Below are 16,005 nucleotides of genomic sequence, written 5' to 3' on the forward strand. Positions count from 1 at the left end.
GGGTTCCGCCGTCCGGCCGCTCGCTCCACCGGATGGAGCAGGTCACCGCGCAGAACGGGCGGAAGCGTTCCTACCGTGAACCCATGACTGTTTCCGGTCCTGCCCGCACCCCGTCCCTCTGGTCCCGCGCGGCGGCTCTCACCGCCGTCTGTCTGACCGTCAGCTGCCCGGCCGCCCCGGCGTCCGCCCACGGTGACGACGGCCACGCGCCCGGCCGTACCGTCATCGGCGGCGCGACGCTGGCGCGGCCGGGGGTGCACGTCCTGCCGAAGTCCGGCTCGCCCGCGCTGCCCGCCGGCCTGTCGGCCCTCTCCTGGCTGGTGGCCGACGCGCGCACCGGCCAGGTGCTCGCCGCCAAGGACGCGCACCGCGCGCTGCCGCCGGCCAGCACCCTCAAGACCCTCTTCGCCGTCACCGTCCTGCCGCGCTTCGCGCAGGAGACCACGCACACCGTGACCGAGGACGAGCTGTCCGGCATCGGAGCGGGCAGCAGCCGGGTCGGGGTGCAGGCGGGCCAGACGTACACGGTGGCCGACCTGTGGCGCGGGGTGTTCCTCAGTTCGGGCAACGACGCGGTCCATGTACTGGCCCGGATGAACGGTTCGGTGCCCCTGACGGTCTCCCAGATGCAGGCCAAGGCGCGGATGCTCGGCGCCGACGACACCGAGGTGGTCTCGCCCGACGGGTACGACGCCCCCGGCCAGGTCTCGTCGGCCTACGACCTGACGCTCTTCGCCCGCGCCGGTCTCGCCACCCCGTACTTCGCCGGCTACACCTCCACCGCCACCGCGATGTTCCCGGGCGGCACGGACTCCCGGGGCCGCGAGGTGCCGCCGTTCCAGATCCAGAACACCAACCGCCTGCTGACCGGGGCCGACGGTGTGGGGACGTACCCGGGGATCATCGGGGTGAAGAACGGCTACACCACGAACGCGGGCAACACGCTGATCGCCGCCGCCCAGCGCGGTGACCGCACGCTGATCGCCACGGTGATGAACCCGCAGTCCGGCGTCGCGCAGGCCGTGTACAAGGAGGCCCGCGCCCTGCTGGACTGGGGCTTCGACGCCGCCGGGGTGAACGGCTCGGTCGGCACGCTGAACACCGTCACCCGCGCCGTGCCCGCCTCGGCGCCGCGCCGGCCGGCGGCCGCCGCGCTGGCGCCGGTGATGACCACCGCTCCCGCCTCGCAATCCGCCGCGGCCTGGAACGGCTGGGCCTGGTCCGGCGCCGCGGGCGCCCTGGTGGCGGCCGCCGCCGGTACCGTTTTCGCCCGCCGCCGGTACCTCCGCTCGCGCTGACCGCGATCGGCCGGAAAGAGCGGCACAGGGCTGTTCCCGACGGAATTTCCGGCGGATTTCCCCGACCACCCGAAGCGGCGTGCTACAGTGCGAACAGCACTCGAGTACGCCGCTTCTCGGCGCCGGTGCTTGTTCCACTCCCCGCCGTGGCGAATTCCGTCCTTCAGGACCGGCCGCCCGGCAGTACATCTCCTTCCTTCTCCCTCGCGGGTCGGCAAGCCAGTGGTGCGTGACACGTCCGCACCCTCACTCCGCCCCCGCCGGGACCCTTCTTTGGTATGTCCGTGAAAGGACCCAGCATGACCACCACACTCGAACACCCCCCTGCCAGAACCACCCGCACCACCCTCCCGACGCCGGTCACCGGCGTCCTCGACATCGTCGGCAACCAGGGCTTCCTGCGCACTCGCGGCTACCACCCGGCGCCCGACGACCCGCAGGTGACCACGGCTCAGATCCGCAAGTACGGTCTGCGCAAGGGCGACCTCGTCGACGGCACCACCGAGCGGCCGCGTGCCCTCGGCACCGTCGAACGGATCAACGGCCGTGCGGCCGGCGCTCCCGGCGTCCGCCCGCACTTCGGTGATCTCACCCCCGTCCACCCGCGCGAGCGGCTGCGGCTGGAGACCTCGCCCGGTGTCCTCACCACCCGGCTCGTCGACCTCGTCGCACCGGTCGGCAAAGGCCAGCGCGGGCTCATCGTGGCCCCGCCCAAGACCGGCAAGACCCTGCTCCTGCAGAGCCTGGCCAACTCCGTCGCCGTCAACCACCCCGATGTCCACCTCATGGTCGTCCTCCTGGACGAACGCCCCGAGGAGGTCACCGACATGCGCCGGTCGGTGCGCGGCGAGGTGCTCGCCTCGACGTTCGACCGCCCGGCCAAGGAGCACATCGCCCTCGCCGAACTGGCCGTCGAACGCGCCAAGCGCCTCGTCGAGCTCGGCCAGGACGTGGTGATACTCCTCGACTCGATCACCCGGCTGTGCCGCGCCCACAACAACGCGGCGCCCGGCAACGGCCGCACCCTCAGCGGCGGTGTCGACTCCGCCGCGGTGCAGGCGCCCAAGCGGCTCTTCGGCGCCGCGCGCTGCGCCGAGGAGGGCGGCTCCCTGACCATCCTGGCGACCGCCCTCGTCGACACCGGCTCCCGGGCCGACGACTACTTCTTCGAGGAGCTCAAGGGCACCGGCAACATGGAGCTGCGACTGGACCGCTCGCTCGCCGAGAAGCGGATCTTCCCGGCCATCGACGTGACCCCGTCCGGCACCCGGCGCGAGGAGCTGCTGCTGCCCGGCGCCGAGCTGGCGGCCGTGCGCGGCCTGCGCCGGGCCCTGCAGTCCAGGGACACCCAGCAGACCCTCGAAATACTGCTCGCCCGGATGCGGCAGTCCCCGGACAACGCCACGTTCCTCCAGCAGATCCACCGCACGGTCCCCGGCGCCTGAACACCCGAACACCTGAGCCGACCGTCCGGGCGGTACTCCGGCCGGCTCCCTCCGGCCGTACCCGACCGGAAGACGTTTGGCAGTGAATAATAATTCACCTAATCTGGTGAACGTCTATTCACCTCCCTCACGTCCGATGGAGCGCGCCCCGTGGACTTCCGGAAACGGCTCATGGTCCCCGTCCTGGCATTCGGCGGAATCCTCATGGCGATCATGCAGACCGTCGTGGTGCCGCTCCTGCCCGATCTGCCGCGCCTCACCGGCGCCTCGCCCGCCGGCGTCTCCTGGATGGTGACCGCGACCCTGCTCGCCGGAGCCGTCCTCACCCCCGTTCTGGGCCGGGCCGGCGACATGTACGGCAAGCGCCGCGTGCTGCTGATCGCGCTCGGGCTGATGACCTTCGGTTCCCTGCTGTGCTCCGTGACCTCCGACATCCGGCTGCTGATCGCCGCCCGCGCCCTGCAGGGCGCCGCCGCCGCCGTCGTACCGCTGTCCATCAGCATCCTGCGCGACGAACTGCCCCCGCACCGGACCGGCTCCGCCGTGGCGATGATGAGTTCGACCGTCGGCATCGGCGCCGCCTTCGGGCTGCCGCTGGCCGCCCTGATCGTGCAGTACGCCGACTGGCACGTCATGTTCTGGGCCACCACCGCCCTGGGCGCGCTCGGCCTCGGGCTGGCCTGGTGGGTCGTGCGCGAGTCGCCGATCCGCTCCCCCGGCCGCTTCGACTTCACCGGCGCCGCCGGACTCGCGGCCGGACTCGTCTGTCTGCTGCTGGCGGTCTCCCAGGGCGGCCAGTGGGGCTGGACCAGCCCGGCCGTGCTGGGTCTTGCCGTGGCCTCCGTCGTCATCCTCGCCGGATGGCGGTGGCAGCAACTGCGCGCCACGAGCCCGCTGGTGGACCTGCGGCTGGCCGCCAGCCCGCGCGTCGCGCTGCCGCACATCGCCGCGCTCCTCGCGGGCTTCGCCTTCTACGCCAACTCGCTGGTGACCGCCCAGCTGGTGCAGGCGCCCAAGGAGACCGGCTACGGGCTGGGGCTGTCCATCGTGGCGAGCGGGCTGTGCCTGCTGCCCAGCGGCATCATCATGCTGCTGCTGTCCCCCGTCTCGGCCCGGATATCGGCGGCCCGCGGCCCGAAGTTCACCCTCGCCGCCGGAGCCGTGCTGCTGACCCTCGGCTATGTGCTGCGCATCGCCGACAGCCGGCAGCTGTGGGCGATCATCGTCGGCGCCTCCGTCGTCGCGTCGGGGACCACGCTGGCCTACTCCGCCCTTCCGACGCTGATCCTGCGCGCCGTCCCGGCCGGCCAGACGGCGTCCGCCAACGGCGTCAACGTCCTCATGCGCACCGTCGGCCAGGCCACCTGCAGCGCCGCCGTCGCGGCGATCCTGATCCACCACACGGCGCCGATCGGCGGCCTGCAGATCCCCACGCTGCACGGCTATCTCATCGCCTTCACCATGGCCGGCGGGGTCGCGATCCTCGCCTTCCTCGCGGCGGTGTCGATCCCCGGCGGCCGGCGCGGCACGCCGACACCGCCCGCGCAGCGCTCCGAAGCCGCCGCGGACCCCGCGCTGGAGGGAGCATGAGTCCCATGACGACAGCAGCCCCCGACAGCCGGCGCCGTGACGCCGACGCCACCAAGGCCGCGATCCTGCGCGCCGCCCGCACCATGCTGGGCCGGCGCGCCTACGGCGACATCACCCTCAGGGCCATCGCGGAGCGGGCCGGGGTGAGCGCGCCGCTGATCGTGAAGTACTTCGGCAACAAGGAGAAGCTCTTCGCCCGCATCATCTCCTTCGAGTCCGACGCGGAAGTACTGCTGGACGCCCCGCTGGACGAGCTCGGCCGGCACATGGTCACCCAGGTGCTCACCAGCCAGAACGAACGCGGCATCGACCCCATCCTGCGGATCGTCTTCGCACCGCTGCACTCCGCCGAGGGCCAGGGCGACATCCTGCGCGCCAACTTCCGCGAGCAGGTCATCGCCGGCCTCGCCCGGCGGCTGACCGGTCCGGAGGCCCAGCTGCGGGCCGAACTCACCGTCGGCATGCTGCTGGGCCTCGGCGCCGTCTACGGGATCGCGCGCGGCGAGGCGGTCCGCGCGATGACCGTGCCGGCCCTCGTCGAGCGCTGCGCCCCCGCGCTGCAGGAGCTCATCACTCCGGCCGGAAACCCGTTGGCTCCCGCCGCCCGGTAACGGTGAGGATGGTCGGGTGGACCCTACGACGATCGAGCAGTTCCTCGACAACGGCTTCATCAGGATCGAACGGGCCTTCTCCGAGGAGACCGCGCGGGCCTGCGCGGAACTGCTCTGGGCGAAGACCGGCACCGATCCGGACGACCCGGCCTCGTGGACGGAACCGGTGCACTGGGTCTCCGACATGTCGGACGCCCCCTTCGTGGAGGCCGCCAACACCCCGGTCCTGCACGACGCGTTCGATCATCTGGTCGGCCCCGGCCGCTGGGTTCCGCGGCCCTCGCTGGGCTCCTTCCCGCTCCGCTTCCCGCACCCGCGGGAGCCCGACGACGCCGGCTGGCACATCGAGGGCAGCTACTACCGCGAGGGCGAGAAGTGGCCGTTCGCCAACCTCCGTTCCGAGGGCCGGGCGCTGCTGATGCTGTTCCTCTTCAGCGAGACCGGCCCCGAGGACGCGCCGACCCGGATCCGGGTCGGCTCGCACCTGGACGTCCCGCAGGTCCTGCTGCCGTACGGCGAGGAGGGAGCGTCGATCCTGGAGATGGCCCCGCGGATCGACGAGGTGAGCGCGCACCGGCCGGTCGCGCTGGCCACCGGCAGCCCCGGGGACGTCTATCTGTGTCATCCCTTCCTGGTGCACGCGGCCCAGCCGCACCACGGCAGCCGCCCCCGGTTCATGGCGCAGCCCCCGCTGTTTCCGGCGGTCCACTACGAGCTGGAACGGTCCAACGGCGCCTACTGCCCGGTGGAGACCGCGATCCGGCGGGGCCTGGAGGGGTCCCGCGGCATCGGCGGCGGCCGGACCGTTGGATAGCGTTCAGGGCATGTTGCACGGGCGTACCGAGGAGCGGGCGGCGGTCGGGGAGCTGCTGGCCGGTGCCAGGGCGGGCCGCAGCGGGGTGCTGGTGCTGCGCGGCGACGCCGGCATCGGGAAGACGGCGCTGCTCGACGACACGGTCGACGCGGCCGGCGGGATGACCGTCGTCCGTGGCTCCGGCATCGAGTTCGAGGCCGAACTGCCCTTCGCCGGGCTCCAGTTGCTGCTGCTCCCCGCGATGGGTTCGCTGGGCGCGCTGCCCGGACCCCAACGGCTCGCGCTGGAGGCGGCGTTCGGGATGACCGTCGCGGCGGCCCCCGACCCGATGTTCGTCGGGCTCGCCGTGCTGTCCCTGCTCTCCGCGCACTCGGGCGACGGGCCGCTGCTGTGCGTCGTGGACGACGCGCAGTGGCTGGACCGGGTGTCCGCCGACGCGCTGATGTTCGCCGCCCGGCGGCTCCACTCCGAGGGGATCGCCCTGGTCTTCGCGGCGCGGGACGGCGAGGGCACGTTCCCCGCCCCCGGCCTTCCCGAACTGCGGCTGGGCGGGCTGTCGCCGGTGTCGGCGGGGGCCCTGCTCGCGCTGCACGGCGCCGAGCTGTCCCCCACCGTCCGCCACCGCGTCCTCACCGAGGCCCAGGGCAATCCGCTGGCGCTGCTGGAACTGCCGGTCGCGTTCCAGGCGGAGCGCCCCGACGGCCGTTTCCGGCCGGGCGCGCTGCCGCTCACCAGCCGTCTGCACATGGCGTTCCACGGCCGGGTCAGCCATCTGCCGGCCGCCACCCAGCTGCTGCTGCTCGTCGCGGCGGCCGAGCACACCGGCGATCTGCGGGCGATCCTGCGGGCGGCCGGGGCGCTGGGCGCCGGCGCGGCGGATCTGCCGCCCGCCCAGGAGGGCGGTCTGATCCGGCTGGACGACGACCGGCTGCGCTTCCGCCATCCGCTGGTCCGGGCCGCGGTCTACCAGCGCGCCCCGCTGGCCGACCGGCTGACCGTGCATCAGGCACTGGCCGCGATTCTGGACGCCCCGCAGGACGCGGACCGCAGGGCCTGGCATCTGGCGGCCGCCGCGACCGGCCCCGACGAGACGGCGGCCACCGCGCTGGAGGACACCGCGGGACGGGCCAGGGACCGCAGCGGTTACGGAGCGGCCGCTCTCGCCTTCGAACGGGCCGCCCGCCTCAGTACCGACCCCGGGGCCGCGACCCGGCGGCTCGTCCTGGCGGCCGAGGCGGCCTCCGAGGCCGGTGAGCTCGACCGGGCCCGCGACTTCGCCGAGCAGGCCGCGCGCCGGACCGGCGATCCCGCGCTGACGGCCCGGCTGCTCCATGTCCGGGCCCTGGCGGACTTCCTGAGCGGCTCCTTCCCCACCGCGCACCGGCTGCTGACCGACGGCGCCCGGCACGCGGCCGCCGCCGATCCGCAGCGCGCCGCGCGGATGCTCATGCAGGCCGCCCACACGGCCTGGTACCTCGGTGAACAGGACGTCGCGGACACCGTGGCGCGGCTGGACGCGCTGGTACTGCCGGCGACGGATCCCGTGACGCCGGTGGCCCGCTTCATCACCGCCGCTCTCGGCCCGCCGGCCGCCGGCGGCCCGCCGGACCTGACCGCCGCCGTCACCGCCGCCCGCGCCGCCGGGTCCCGTGATCCGCGCGACCTGATTTTGCTGTGCGGCGCCGGGCTGGCCGTCGGGCAGGACGACGAGGCCCATGAACTGGCCGCCGCGCTCACCGCCGAGAGCCGCGACCGGGGTGGCATCGGCCGGCTGCCGACGGTGCTCTTCTTCATGGCCGAGGCGGAGGTGTTCGCGGGCCGGCACCGTGACGCGCTGGCCACCGCCGAGGAGGCGCTGCGGATCGCCGGGGACACCGGACAGCAGCAGTGGACCAGCCAGTTCAGCAGCGTGCTGGCGTATCTGGCGGCCGTCGAGGGGGACGACGAGCGCTGCCGGAAGTACTCCGACGACGCGCTCGCCGTCGTCGCCGGCGCGGCGATGCCGCCCGGCGCGCCCTGGTCGTACTGGGCGCAGGGCATGCTCGATCTGGGCCTGGGCCGCGCGCAGTCGGCGCTGGACGGGCTGGAGCGGCTCACCCATGAGCCGCTGCGGCACCACTTCTGCGCCACCCGCAGCACCCCCGACCTGGTCGAGGCGGCCGTCCGGCTGGGTCTCGGCCCGCGCGCCGCCGGGCCGTTCGCCCGCTTCGAACGCTGGGCGGCCCGCTCCCGGCAGCCCTGGTCCGACGCGCTGGTGCTGCGCTGCCGGGCGCTGCTCGCCGCCGACTCCGAGGCCGAGACGCACTTCACGGCCGCGCTGAAACTCCATGACGAGCACCGCCGTCCGCTGGAGCACGCCCGCACCGCGCTGCTGTACGGCGAATGGCTGCGCCGTGCCCGCCGCAAGAGCGAGGCGCGCGGCCAGTTGCAGGCGGCGCTCGACGTGTTCGAGCGGCTGGGTACCCGGCCGTGGGCTGACCGGGCGCGCAGCGAACTCGGGGCGGCCGGCTCGGTCGCCCCGCGGAGCCGGGAGCCGGGCGTGCTCGCGGGGCTGACGCCGCAGGAGCTGCAGATCGCCCGGCTCGCCGGGCAGGGCATGTCCAACCGGGACATCGCGGCCCGGCTGTTCCTCAGCCCGCGCACCGTCGGCTACCACCTGTACAAGGCGTACCCGAAGCTCGGGATCGCCTCCCGCGGCGAACTCGCCGCCCTTTTCGAGTGATCGCCCCCGGAGCGGGGCAGGTCGGGAGATGCTGACCGGATGAACGCACCTGATCAGGCTCGGAGAACACCGGGAAGTGTGCTGGCCCTCCACGTCGACGATGTGCCCACCACCGAGATCGGCCCCGGCATCCTGCTGCGCGAACTGCCCGGCCCGGCCCCGTTCACCTTCTGGGTGGTGGACTTCGAACCCGGCTCCCGGTGGCCCGGCGTCGATGTGCACGAGACGGTCGGCGAGGGCTACTTCGTGGCCGAGGGCGAGGTCATCGAGGGCGACCTGCGGCACGGCCCCGGCACCTACGTCCTGCTCGAACAGGGCTCCAGCCACCGACCGCGGTCCGAGACCGGGGCGCGGGTGTTCGGCTACAACCACCCCGCCGGCTGACCGCGCACCGGTTCGGGTACGGGTACCGATCCGGGGCGGAACGCGGAAGTGCCCGCCCGTCCCGGGTCAGTTCCAGGACAGGCGGGCACTGCGCGTCTCACGAGGCGCGCGCGTTCACGCGCGGCGTCGCGGGACGGGTCAGACGGTCACGCCGTGCTCGTTCAGGTACGCGACCGGGTCGATGTCCGAGCCGTAGTCGGGACCGGTACGGATCTCGAAGTGCAGGTGCGGGCCGGTCACGTTGCCGGTCGCGCCGGACAGGCCGATCTGCTGGCCCTCGGTGACGGTCTCGCCGGCCGAGACGGACAGCGAGGACAGGTGCGCGTACTGCGAGTACTTGCCGTCGCTGTGCTGGATGACGACCTGGTTGCCGTACGCGCCGCCGTCGCCCGCGGAGATGACGGTGCCGGCGGCGATCGCCTTCACCGTGGTGCCGGTCGACACGACGAAGTCCACACCGGTGTGGTAACCGCTGGACCAGCTGGAACCGGACTGGTGGTACGGGGTGCCGATGCTGGCGCCCGAGACCGGGAGGGTGTAGCCGGAGGAGGAGCTCGCGGCGGCGGGGGCCTTGTCGGCGGAGGACGAGGACTTCGCGGTCGACTCGCTCTTGGCCGGGGCCTTCTTCGCCGGGGCCTTCTTCGTCTCCGTCTTCGTCTCCGTGGACGCCTTCGGGGACGCCTTCGGCGCCGGGTCGGCGGACGGGGCGGAGTTCGACGGCACGGCCTTGGAGCCCAGGGCCAGGGTCTGGCCCGGGAAGATCAGGTCCGGGTTGCCGCCGACGGTCTGCTTGTTGTCGGCGTACAGCTTCTGCCAGCCGCCGTTGACGTGGTGCACGTCGGCGATCTTCGACAGGCTGTCCCCGCCGACCACCTTGTACGTGTCGGCGGTCTTCGCCGGAGCGGCCTTGGCGGCCGGGGCGGCGTGCGCCGGGGCGGAGGCGGCGGCGTTCGCGGCGGTCACGTGCGTGTCAGCGGCGAAGGCGTTCGACGACATCGCCAGCGGCAGCGCGAGCGCGGCGCCACCGGTGCCGGCCGCGACGCAGATCCTGGTGAGCCGGCTCATACGGCCAATACGGTGCTTTCCCTTTGCGGGCATGGGGGAGTTCCTCTCCTACGCCGGCGAGGTGAGCTGTCGGGTTCGGGCTGGAGCTGCCCGGTCGCGGCATGCGCCATTGACGGCGCGGCCTGTTGCGACTTCACCCCAAGCCGTTCCCGATCTTCGGGAACGGCACTTACCTGGGTCCCCCGCTCCTGCCGTAGAAGTTTGGTGTTCAAAGCACCGGGCAGCGGCAGGACTAGGCGTTCCACCCGGTGGGATCCTGCGAGCATTTGACCCGCAGGAGAGCGAAGCTAGGCGAACTCCCGACGACAGGGCAACATTCGGGCATGAGCCGCATATCACGTGCGGAGCCGCCCGCGCATTTCGGTGACCCTGAGTCGTTCCGCCCGTTCTGTACGTGTGCGATTTCTTCACTTTCAGTGAAGCGACACACTGAAGGCGTAATAAAAGACGTATGTCGGGAACGCACCGTGGAGAAGGCGGCAGCTCTGCGTATCACACGCGTGAGCCCGCTCACTCGGCGGGCCGGGTGTGAGCGCGGTCACGTGCCGAGCGGTGCCCGATCCCGCCCCTGGACCTGCCCGGCGAACTGCCCCGAGGCGTGCCCCGGGCGGATCCGGGGGTCGAGGACGCGGCTGAGGCGGTAGGCCGCGACCCGGAAGCCCACCGCGGGCCAGTGCCCCGCCGCCAGCGGCGAAGCGGAGTGCCAGCGGGCGCCGATGTGCCGGTACTCGTGGTCGTACGCCCAGGCCGCCGCGGTGGCGAGCAGAATCCGGCTGACGCCCTCGCCCCGCGCGGACGGCTCGACGTACGCCTCGGCCAGCTCCACGCAGCCGTCCGGGGTGACCGGGCCGGCCGGGGACGGGGCGAGCAGCACCATGCCGATCTCCTCACCGCCGCGGCCGGCGATCCAGGCCGCGCAGCGGGGGTCGGAGAGCGTGTCGGTGTAGCGGGTGCGCATCGCGGCGAGGGCGGCGTCGGACTGCGGCAGGAACATGGCCGACTCCCGCTGGTAGCGGGCCGACTCCGCGGCCATCCGGCCGATCTGCGGCAGATCGCCGGGGCCGGCCCGGCGGATGCTCAGCCCGTCCACCCCGCGCGGCTGCCGGCCGCGGGGCTTGACCGCCATCAGCCCGTACATCTCCTCGAAGCCGAAGCCCAGTTGGCACCAGTCCATCGCGGCGGTCCCGGACGCCGGCAGTTCGACGTAGTGGACCAGTCGCCGCTGGGCGACGAGCCGGGCGGCCGCCTCGGCGTACAGGGCGAGCAGCGCGGCGTTGTCGCGCTGCCCCGGCGCGGGTGCGTGCCCGCCGTGCCGGACCACCGCGGAGCGCGGGTGACTGCGGAGCGCGCCGGGTGTGTCCTCGGCGAGGTCGAGCGGGGAGGCCGCGAGATAGCCGGCGGGCCTGCCGCCGCTGTCCCGGGCGAAGTAGGCCTCGGTGTCCGGTTCCGCGAGCAGTCTTCCGAGCAGTTCCTGACCGGTGGGGGCGCCCGGCGGCCGGCTCTTGCGGGAGTGTCCGGACCAGCGGTCGTACAGGGCGGCGGCCTCGGGTATGTGCTCGGCGCTCATCGGCGCGATCGCGAAGGTCATGGTGGTGGGCGACGCTAGCCGTCCGCGTGGTCCGGCGGCAAGGGATGTCCGCTCCACGCCGGGTGCCGGGGGTCGTCGGCGTGCACCAGGACGTCCGCGGCCTCCGCCGGACGGACCTCGTCGGCGTACCGCCCGAAGGCGGGGAGTGTCCAGTGCTCTTCGTCCGGGGTGCGCCGGGCCAGGGCCGCCGGGGAGAGCCGCAGATGGACCGTCAGGTCCAGGTCGAGCCCCTGGCCGAGCAGGAGTTGACCGTCCAGCAGCAGGACGCCGCCGGGCGGCAGTTCGACGTAGCCGGCCCGGGTCGCGCGGTCGGTGGCCGCGTCCCACAGCGAGGGCAGCACCCGGCCGCTGCCGCCGGGCGCCAGCGGGTCGAGGACCTCACGGCGCAGCGCTCCGGTGTCCAGCCACAGGTCGTAGTACGCGTCGGAGTCCTCGCGGCCGTACTCGAAGCGCAGCGAGGCCGGCCGCCAGAAGTCCGCGGCACGCACCCGCAGGACGCGGTGGCCGCGGGCGGGCAGCTCACCGGCGAGCGCGTCCGCCAGGGCGGCCGGCGCGGCGGCCGGGGCGCCGTCGACGGCCACCCGCAGCCACGGCCTGGCGGCCGTCGGAGTGAGGCCGGCCACCCGGTCGGCGAGGGTCCCGGCCAGCCGGGGCCAGGTGATCGGAGTCAGCCGCATGGGCGGCATCGTCGCATACGCGGCGCCACGCCCTGGCCCTGGATCGGCGGGGTCACTCGGCCGTCCGGGCGACTTGGCTGCGCCATCGGCGTGACGGCGGACATGACCCGCGGCGGGCCCGGCAATGATCGCGCCGAGATCGCTCCGGCGGGCTTCCGGAACGACCATCCGGGGGAAATTTCCTACAAATCACCCATTTACCACTTTCCAGTACCCATTACTTTTTGTGAGCCTGGAAGAACTCATGGTGACCGTCCCCATCACCCAGGAGAAAGCCCAATGATCCTGTCTATCTCAGGCGTCGTTCTGCTCGGCGTCATCGCGTTCCTGTTCTTCCGCAAGGACGGACTGAAGGTCTCCCACCTTCTCGTCTGCGCCCTCTTCGGCTTCTACCTCGCGGGCACCGGCATCGCCCCGAGCATCAAGGCCGGCGGAGCCAGCCTTGCGAGCCTGCTGGGCGGGATCAAGATCTAGCGGGGCCGTCTACGACGGCAGCCCCAGGGCCCGGGGCCGCATGCCGGCGCTCCGGGCCCCATCTCGTCACCCACGACCCGCCACCCTCCCGCGAACCCACCCACTGGAGCATCCGTGGCCAGGCGCCCCCTCCCCAGCATCCTGAGCAGCAGGCCGTCGTTCGCGACCATCGTGAACAGCCGGCCGTCGCTCGCGCGCAGCCGCGAACTCGCGCGGACCGCCGCCGACAGTGCCACCGACGTGCTCCATCCGCTGATCACCATCACCCGGGGCATGCGCATGCAGGCCGGCTGGGCCCGCAGCTGGTGGGCCCGCACCCCCAAGGACCGGCGCGGCCCGGCACTGCTGCTCTGCGCCGCCGCGATCGTCGTCGTCGCGCTGATGCCTTACGGCCCGCTGCTGGCGCTGGGCGCACTGCTGGCCTGCGCGGGCTGGATGGGCCGCGACCGCACCGCACCGGCGCCGACCGGACCCAGCGAGGCCGAGTCCGGGAAGCTCCAGGCGCTGTACGAGGCGCTGGTGCCCTATCTGTCCGACCCCGACGACCCGGCCCCGCTGTACGCACGCGACGGCGGCTGGGACAGCGCCTTCACCGAGTACACCTTCGAGGAGGGCCGGCTGGCCCGGCTGCATCTGCGCTACCCGGCGTACTTCACCGACGGCGAGGCCACGGCGCGGTCCCGCGTCGAACAGCTGCTGCACGCCAAGGCGGGGCGCGGCCGCGAGTACCGCTTCGACTGGAACGAGGAGGAGAACCACCTCACCCTCACCGCGCTGGGGCCGCTGTCCACCGGCATCACCGCCCAGCGCTTCGTCACCGCGCCCGGCGAGACCGTCCTCGGCTTCACCGACTCCGAAGCCGTCCAGCGCACCGTTCCGGTCGCCGACGGGGACGAGGTCCGCGACGCCCCGGCCGTCGTCTGGCGGACCGGGCCGCGCGCCACCGAGCCGCATCTGCTGGCACTGGGCCGGCCGGGCACCGGCACGACCAGCCTGCTGCGGTCGATCGCCCTGCAGGCGCTGTGCCACGGCGATGTCGTGGTCATCGACGGCAGCGGCAGCGGTGAGTACGCCTGCCTCGTCGGACGTCCGGGGGTGCTGGCCGTCGAGAGCGGTCTGGCCGGGACCTGCGCCACCCTCGAATGGGCGGCGCACGAAACGGAACGGCGGCTGATCGCCGTCAACCGGGCCCGCCAGGCCGGGCATCCGGCACCGGAGGACACCCGCCGCCCGCTGTGGATCCTCGTCGACCGGCCCACCGCGCTCACCCAGCTCGCCCACGCCGAGGGCCGCCCCGACCCGCAGCTGCTGCTGGACGTCCCGCTGCGACACGGACGCACCGCCAACGTGGCGGTGGCCGTCGCCGACCAGGTCGACGCCGCCGAGGTACTGACCCCGGCCGTCATCACCCACACCCGCGCCCGCGTCCTGCTCGGCGCACTCGACCCCGAGCACGCGCGGGCCGTCCTCGGCGCCCCGCAGTGCACCACCTCGGCGGCCGAGGTCCCGGCCGGCCGCGGCTACGCCCGGCTCGGCACCGGCCCGGTGCTGCGACTGCAGGTCCCGGCCACCCCCGACCCGTACGACGAGGAGACCGGCGAGGCCGACCGCGAGGCCGTCCTGGCCCTGCTGCCCCTGGTCGACGCCCCCGCCGACGCCCTGGAGCACGAACCGGAGCAGGAACCGGAGCAGCACGCACCGGAGCGGGAGCCCGGCCGGGAACCGCTGCCGCAGCCGCTGATCCGCCGGACGGCGGACCTGGAGCGCTGACGCTCCGCGCCGGAGCGGTCCGGGTCCAGGTCCGGGTCCGGTGCCCGCCGGACCCGGATCCTGCGGTCAGGCCACGAAGAGGCCGGCGCCCTCGGCGTCGGAGCCGCCGCCGGAGCGGACGATGTGGGCGGCGGCGGCCAGCCGGGAGACGGCCTCCTCGGCGGTGGCCCCGCCGACCGTGAACGGCAGCCGCACATAGGACTCGAAGGCCCCGTCGACACCGAACCGGGGCCCGGACGGAACACGGACGCCGAGGCGTTCGCCCGCCACCGCGAGCCGGGAGCCCGACACGTCGCCGGTCCGCACCCACATCGTCATACCGCCGGCCGGCACGGTGAACTCCCAGTCCGGGGTCTGCTCGCGCAGCGCCGCCACCAGGTCGTCACGGTGCCCCGCGGCGCGGGCGCGGCGGGTGCCGACGGCCTGGTCCCAGCCGCCGCCACGCAGCAGCCAGGCCACGGCGAGCTGGTCGACGACGGGGGATCCGAGGTCCAGATAGGCGCGGGCGGAGACCAGCCGGCGGACGACGTCGGGCGCCGCCCGGACCCAGCCGATCCGCAGTCCCGCCCAGATCGCCTTGCTCGCGGAGCCGACCGTGATCACCGTGCCGCCCCGGTCGAACGCGGCCATCGGCCGCGGCACGGTCGTGTCCGGGTCCAGCACGAGCTCCGCCATCGTCTCGTCCGCGACGACCACCGTCCCCGAGGCACGGGCCGTCTCGACCAGGGCGCGGCGCTGCTCGTCGCCGACCAGGGTGCCGGTCGGGTTGTGGAAGTCGGGCATGACGTAGGCCATCCGCGGCGCCGCGTCGCGCAGCACCCGCTGCCAGGCGTCGATGTCCCAGCCGCCGAGGTTGTCGCGCATGGCCACCGGCACCAGCCGGGCGCCGGTCTCGCGGAACAGCTCCAGCACGTTGGCGTAGCTCGGGGACTCCACCGCGACCCGTTCACCGAGCCCGACGAGCCGCCGGGCCGCCGCGGCGATGGCGCCCATGGCACCGGTGGTGACCATGATCTGCTCGGGCATGGTGGGGACCCCACGGGCGGTGTAGCGGTCGGCGATCGCCTCGCGCAGCACCGGGAGTCCGGCGGGGAAGTCGCCGTGGGTGGCCGCGTAGGCCGGGAGTTCGGCCAGGGCGCCCTCCATCGCGCGGGTCAGCCACGGCTCGGGGGCGGGCAGGGCCGCGCAGCCGAGGTCGATGACGGTGCCCGCGGAGTCCGGCGGGAGCGGGTCGAGGATCCGGCTCGGCAGCGCGTGGCCCTCCGGTATGGCGGTCCAGCTGCCGGCGCCCCGCCGGGAACGGGCGAACCCCTCGGCGCGCAGCGTCTCGTACGCGGCGGCGACGGTGGTGCGGCTGACACCCAGCGCGAGCGCGAGCTCCCGCTCGGCGGGCAGCCGGGCGGCGACCGGTACCCGGCCTTCGAGCACCAGCAGCCGTACGCCGTCGGCGAGTCCGCGGTACGCGGGTACGCGACGGCCACCGGCACCGGGGGCCGGCCGGGGTTCGAGCAGCCGGGCGAGCGGCGCCGCTCCTACCGATGCAGTCCACTGCGACATGGAATTCAGT

13 protein-coding genes and 1 riboswitch are annotated in these 16,005 nt (G+C 73.7%); of the genes, 9 read left to right on the plus strand and 4 right to left on the minus strand.

Annotated features, from left to right (window positions below; all coding sequences use genetic code 11):
- Window positions 1-83: 83 nt before the first annotated feature.
- The 7 genes from LNW72_RS08840 (at window position 84) to LNW72_RS08870 (ending at window position 8,864) form a co-directional block, all read left to right on the plus strand.
- Window positions 84-1,298 (plus strand): D-alanyl-D-alanine carboxypeptidase family protein, encoded by a 1,215-nt coding sequence (locus LNW72_RS08840; RefSeq protein WP_250974904.1) that lies wholly within the window; start codon window positions 84-86, stop codon window positions 1,296-1,298.
- Between the two features lie 299 nt (window positions 1,299-1,597).
- Window positions 1,598-2,743 carry a transcription termination factor Rho gene (gene rho / locus LNW72_RS08845; protein ID WP_250974905.1) on the plus strand — a complete coding sequence of 382 codons (1,146 nt, stop codon included), beginning with the start codon at window positions 1,598-1,600 and terminating at the stop codon, window positions 2,741-2,743.
- A gap of 171 nt (window positions 2,744-2,914) precedes the next feature.
- Window positions 2,915-4,333 (plus strand): MFS transporter, encoded by a 1,419-nt coding sequence (locus LNW72_RS08850; RefSeq protein WP_250980068.1) that lies wholly within the window; start codon window positions 2,915-2,917, stop codon window positions 4,331-4,333.
- Complete coding sequence (locus LNW72_RS08855; protein ID WP_374117186.1) at window positions 4,330-4,944, plus strand: TetR family transcriptional regulator; 615 nt, start codon at window positions 4,330-4,332, stop codon at window positions 4,942-4,944. Before LNW72_RS08850 ends, LNW72_RS08855 begins: the two co-directional genes overlap by 4 nt.
- Before the next feature lie 16 nt (window positions 4,945-4,960).
- Window positions 4,961-5,758, plus strand: coding sequence for a phytanoyl-CoA dioxygenase family protein (locus LNW72_RS08860; protein ID WP_250974907.1), 798 nt, complete (start codon window positions 4,961-4,963; stop codon window positions 5,756-5,758).
- A gap of 10 nt (window positions 5,759-5,768) precedes the next feature.
- Complete coding sequence (locus LNW72_RS08865; protein ID WP_250974908.1) at window positions 5,769-8,480, plus strand: helix-turn-helix transcriptional regulator; 2,712 nt, start codon at window positions 5,769-5,771, stop codon at window positions 8,478-8,480.
- Between the two features lie 78 nt (window positions 8,481-8,558).
- Window positions 8,559-8,864 (plus strand): cupin domain-containing protein, encoded by a 306-nt coding sequence (locus LNW72_RS08870; RefSeq protein ID WP_250974909.1) that lies wholly within the window; start codon window positions 8,559-8,561, stop codon window positions 8,862-8,864.
- A gap of 138 nt (window positions 8,865-9,002) precedes the next feature.
- On the opposite strand, the gene LNW72_RS08875 is transcribed toward LNW72_RS08870, so the two are convergent.
- The 3 genes from LNW72_RS08875 to LNW72_RS08885 form a co-directional block, all read right to left on the minus strand.
- Window positions 9,003-9,962 carry a LysM peptidoglycan-binding domain-containing M23 family metallopeptidase gene (locus LNW72_RS08875; RefSeq protein WP_250974910.1) on the minus strand — a complete coding sequence of 320 codons (960 nt, stop codon included), beginning with the start codon at window positions 9,960-9,962 and terminating at the stop codon, window positions 9,003-9,005.
- A gap of 5 nt (window positions 9,963-9,967) precedes the next feature.
- A riboswitch (cyclic di-AMP (ydaO/yuaA leader) is annotated at window positions 9,968-10,146 on the minus strand.
- Window positions 10,147-10,467: 321 nt separating this feature from the next.
- Complete coding sequence (locus tag LNW72_RS08880; RefSeq protein ID WP_250974911.1) at window positions 10,468-11,517, minus strand: GNAT family N-acetyltransferase; 1,050 nt, start codon at window positions 11,515-11,517, stop codon at window positions 10,468-10,470.
- Between the two features lie 14 nt (window positions 11,518-11,531).
- On the minus strand, window positions 11,532-12,194 hold the full coding sequence (locus LNW72_RS08885; RefSeq protein WP_250974912.1) for a uridine kinase: 663 nt from the start codon (window positions 12,192-12,194) through the stop codon (window positions 11,532-11,534).
- A 279-nt stretch (window positions 12,195-12,473) separates the two neighbouring features.
- Between LNW72_RS08885 and LNW72_RS08890 the strand changes: the two genes are divergently transcribed.
- Window positions 12,474-12,668, plus strand: a complete 195-nt coding sequence (locus tag LNW72_RS08890; protein ID WP_250974913.1) for a hypothetical protein — start codon at window positions 12,474-12,476, stop codon at window positions 12,666-12,668.
- A gap of 114 nt (window positions 12,669-12,782) precedes the next feature.
- On the plus strand, window positions 12,783-14,438 hold the full coding sequence (locus tag LNW72_RS08895; RefSeq protein WP_374117187.1) for a hypothetical protein: 1,656 nt from the start codon (window positions 12,783-12,785) through the stop codon (window positions 14,436-14,438).
- Window positions 14,439-14,504: 66 nt separating this feature from the next.
- Here LNW72_RS08895 and LNW72_RS08900 read toward each other — a convergent pair whose 3' ends face one another.
- Complete coding sequence (locus LNW72_RS08900; RefSeq protein ID WP_250974914.1) at window positions 14,505-15,995, minus strand: PLP-dependent aminotransferase family protein; 1,491 nt, start codon at window positions 15,993-15,995, stop codon at window positions 14,505-14,507.
- Window positions 15,996-16,005: the final 10 nt, after the last annotated feature.

This window comes from Streptomyces sp. RKAG293 (genome assembly GCF_023701745.1).
Classification (GTDB): domain Bacteria; phylum Actinomycetota; class Actinomycetes; order Streptomycetales; family Streptomycetaceae; genus Actinacidiphila.

Coding starts and splice junctions, on each gene's coding strand:
- LNW72_RS08900 (WP_250974914.1), bottom strand. CDS start 15,995: ATGTCGCAGTGGACTGCATCGGTAGGAGCGGCGCCGCTCGCCCGGCTG.
- LNW72_RS08855 (WP_374117186.1), top strand. CDS start 4,330: ATGAGTCCCATGACGACAGCAGCCCCCGACAGCCGGCGCCGTGACGCC.
- LNW72_RS08890 (WP_250974913.1), top strand. CDS start 12,474: ATGATCCTGTCTATCTCAGGCGTCGTTCTGCTCGGCGTCATCGCGTTC.
- rho (WP_250974905.1), top strand. CDS start 1,598: ATGACCACCACACTCGAACACCCCCCTGCCAGAACCACCCGCACCACC.
- LNW72_RS08880 (WP_250974911.1), bottom strand. CDS start 11,517: ATGACCTTCGCGATCGCGCCGATGAGCGCCGAGCACATACCCGAGGCC.
- LNW72_RS08875 (WP_250974910.1), bottom strand. CDS start 9,962: ATGCCCGCAAAGGGAAAGCACCGTATTGGCCGTATGAGCCGGCTCACC.
- LNW72_RS08885 (WP_250974912.1), bottom strand. CDS start 12,194: ATGCGGCTGACTCCGATCACCTGGCCCCGGCTGGCCGGGACCCTCGCC.
- LNW72_RS08840 (WP_250974904.1), top strand. CDS start 84: ATGACTGTTTCCGGTCCTGCCCGCACCCCGTCCCTCTGGTCCCGCGCG.
- LNW72_RS08850 (WP_250980068.1), top strand. CDS start 2,915: ATGGTCCCCGTCCTGGCATTCGGCGGAATCCTCATGGCGATCATGCAG.
- LNW72_RS08865 (WP_250974908.1), top strand. CDS start 5,769: ATGTTGCACGGGCGTACCGAGGAGCGGGCGGCGGTCGGGGAGCTGCTG.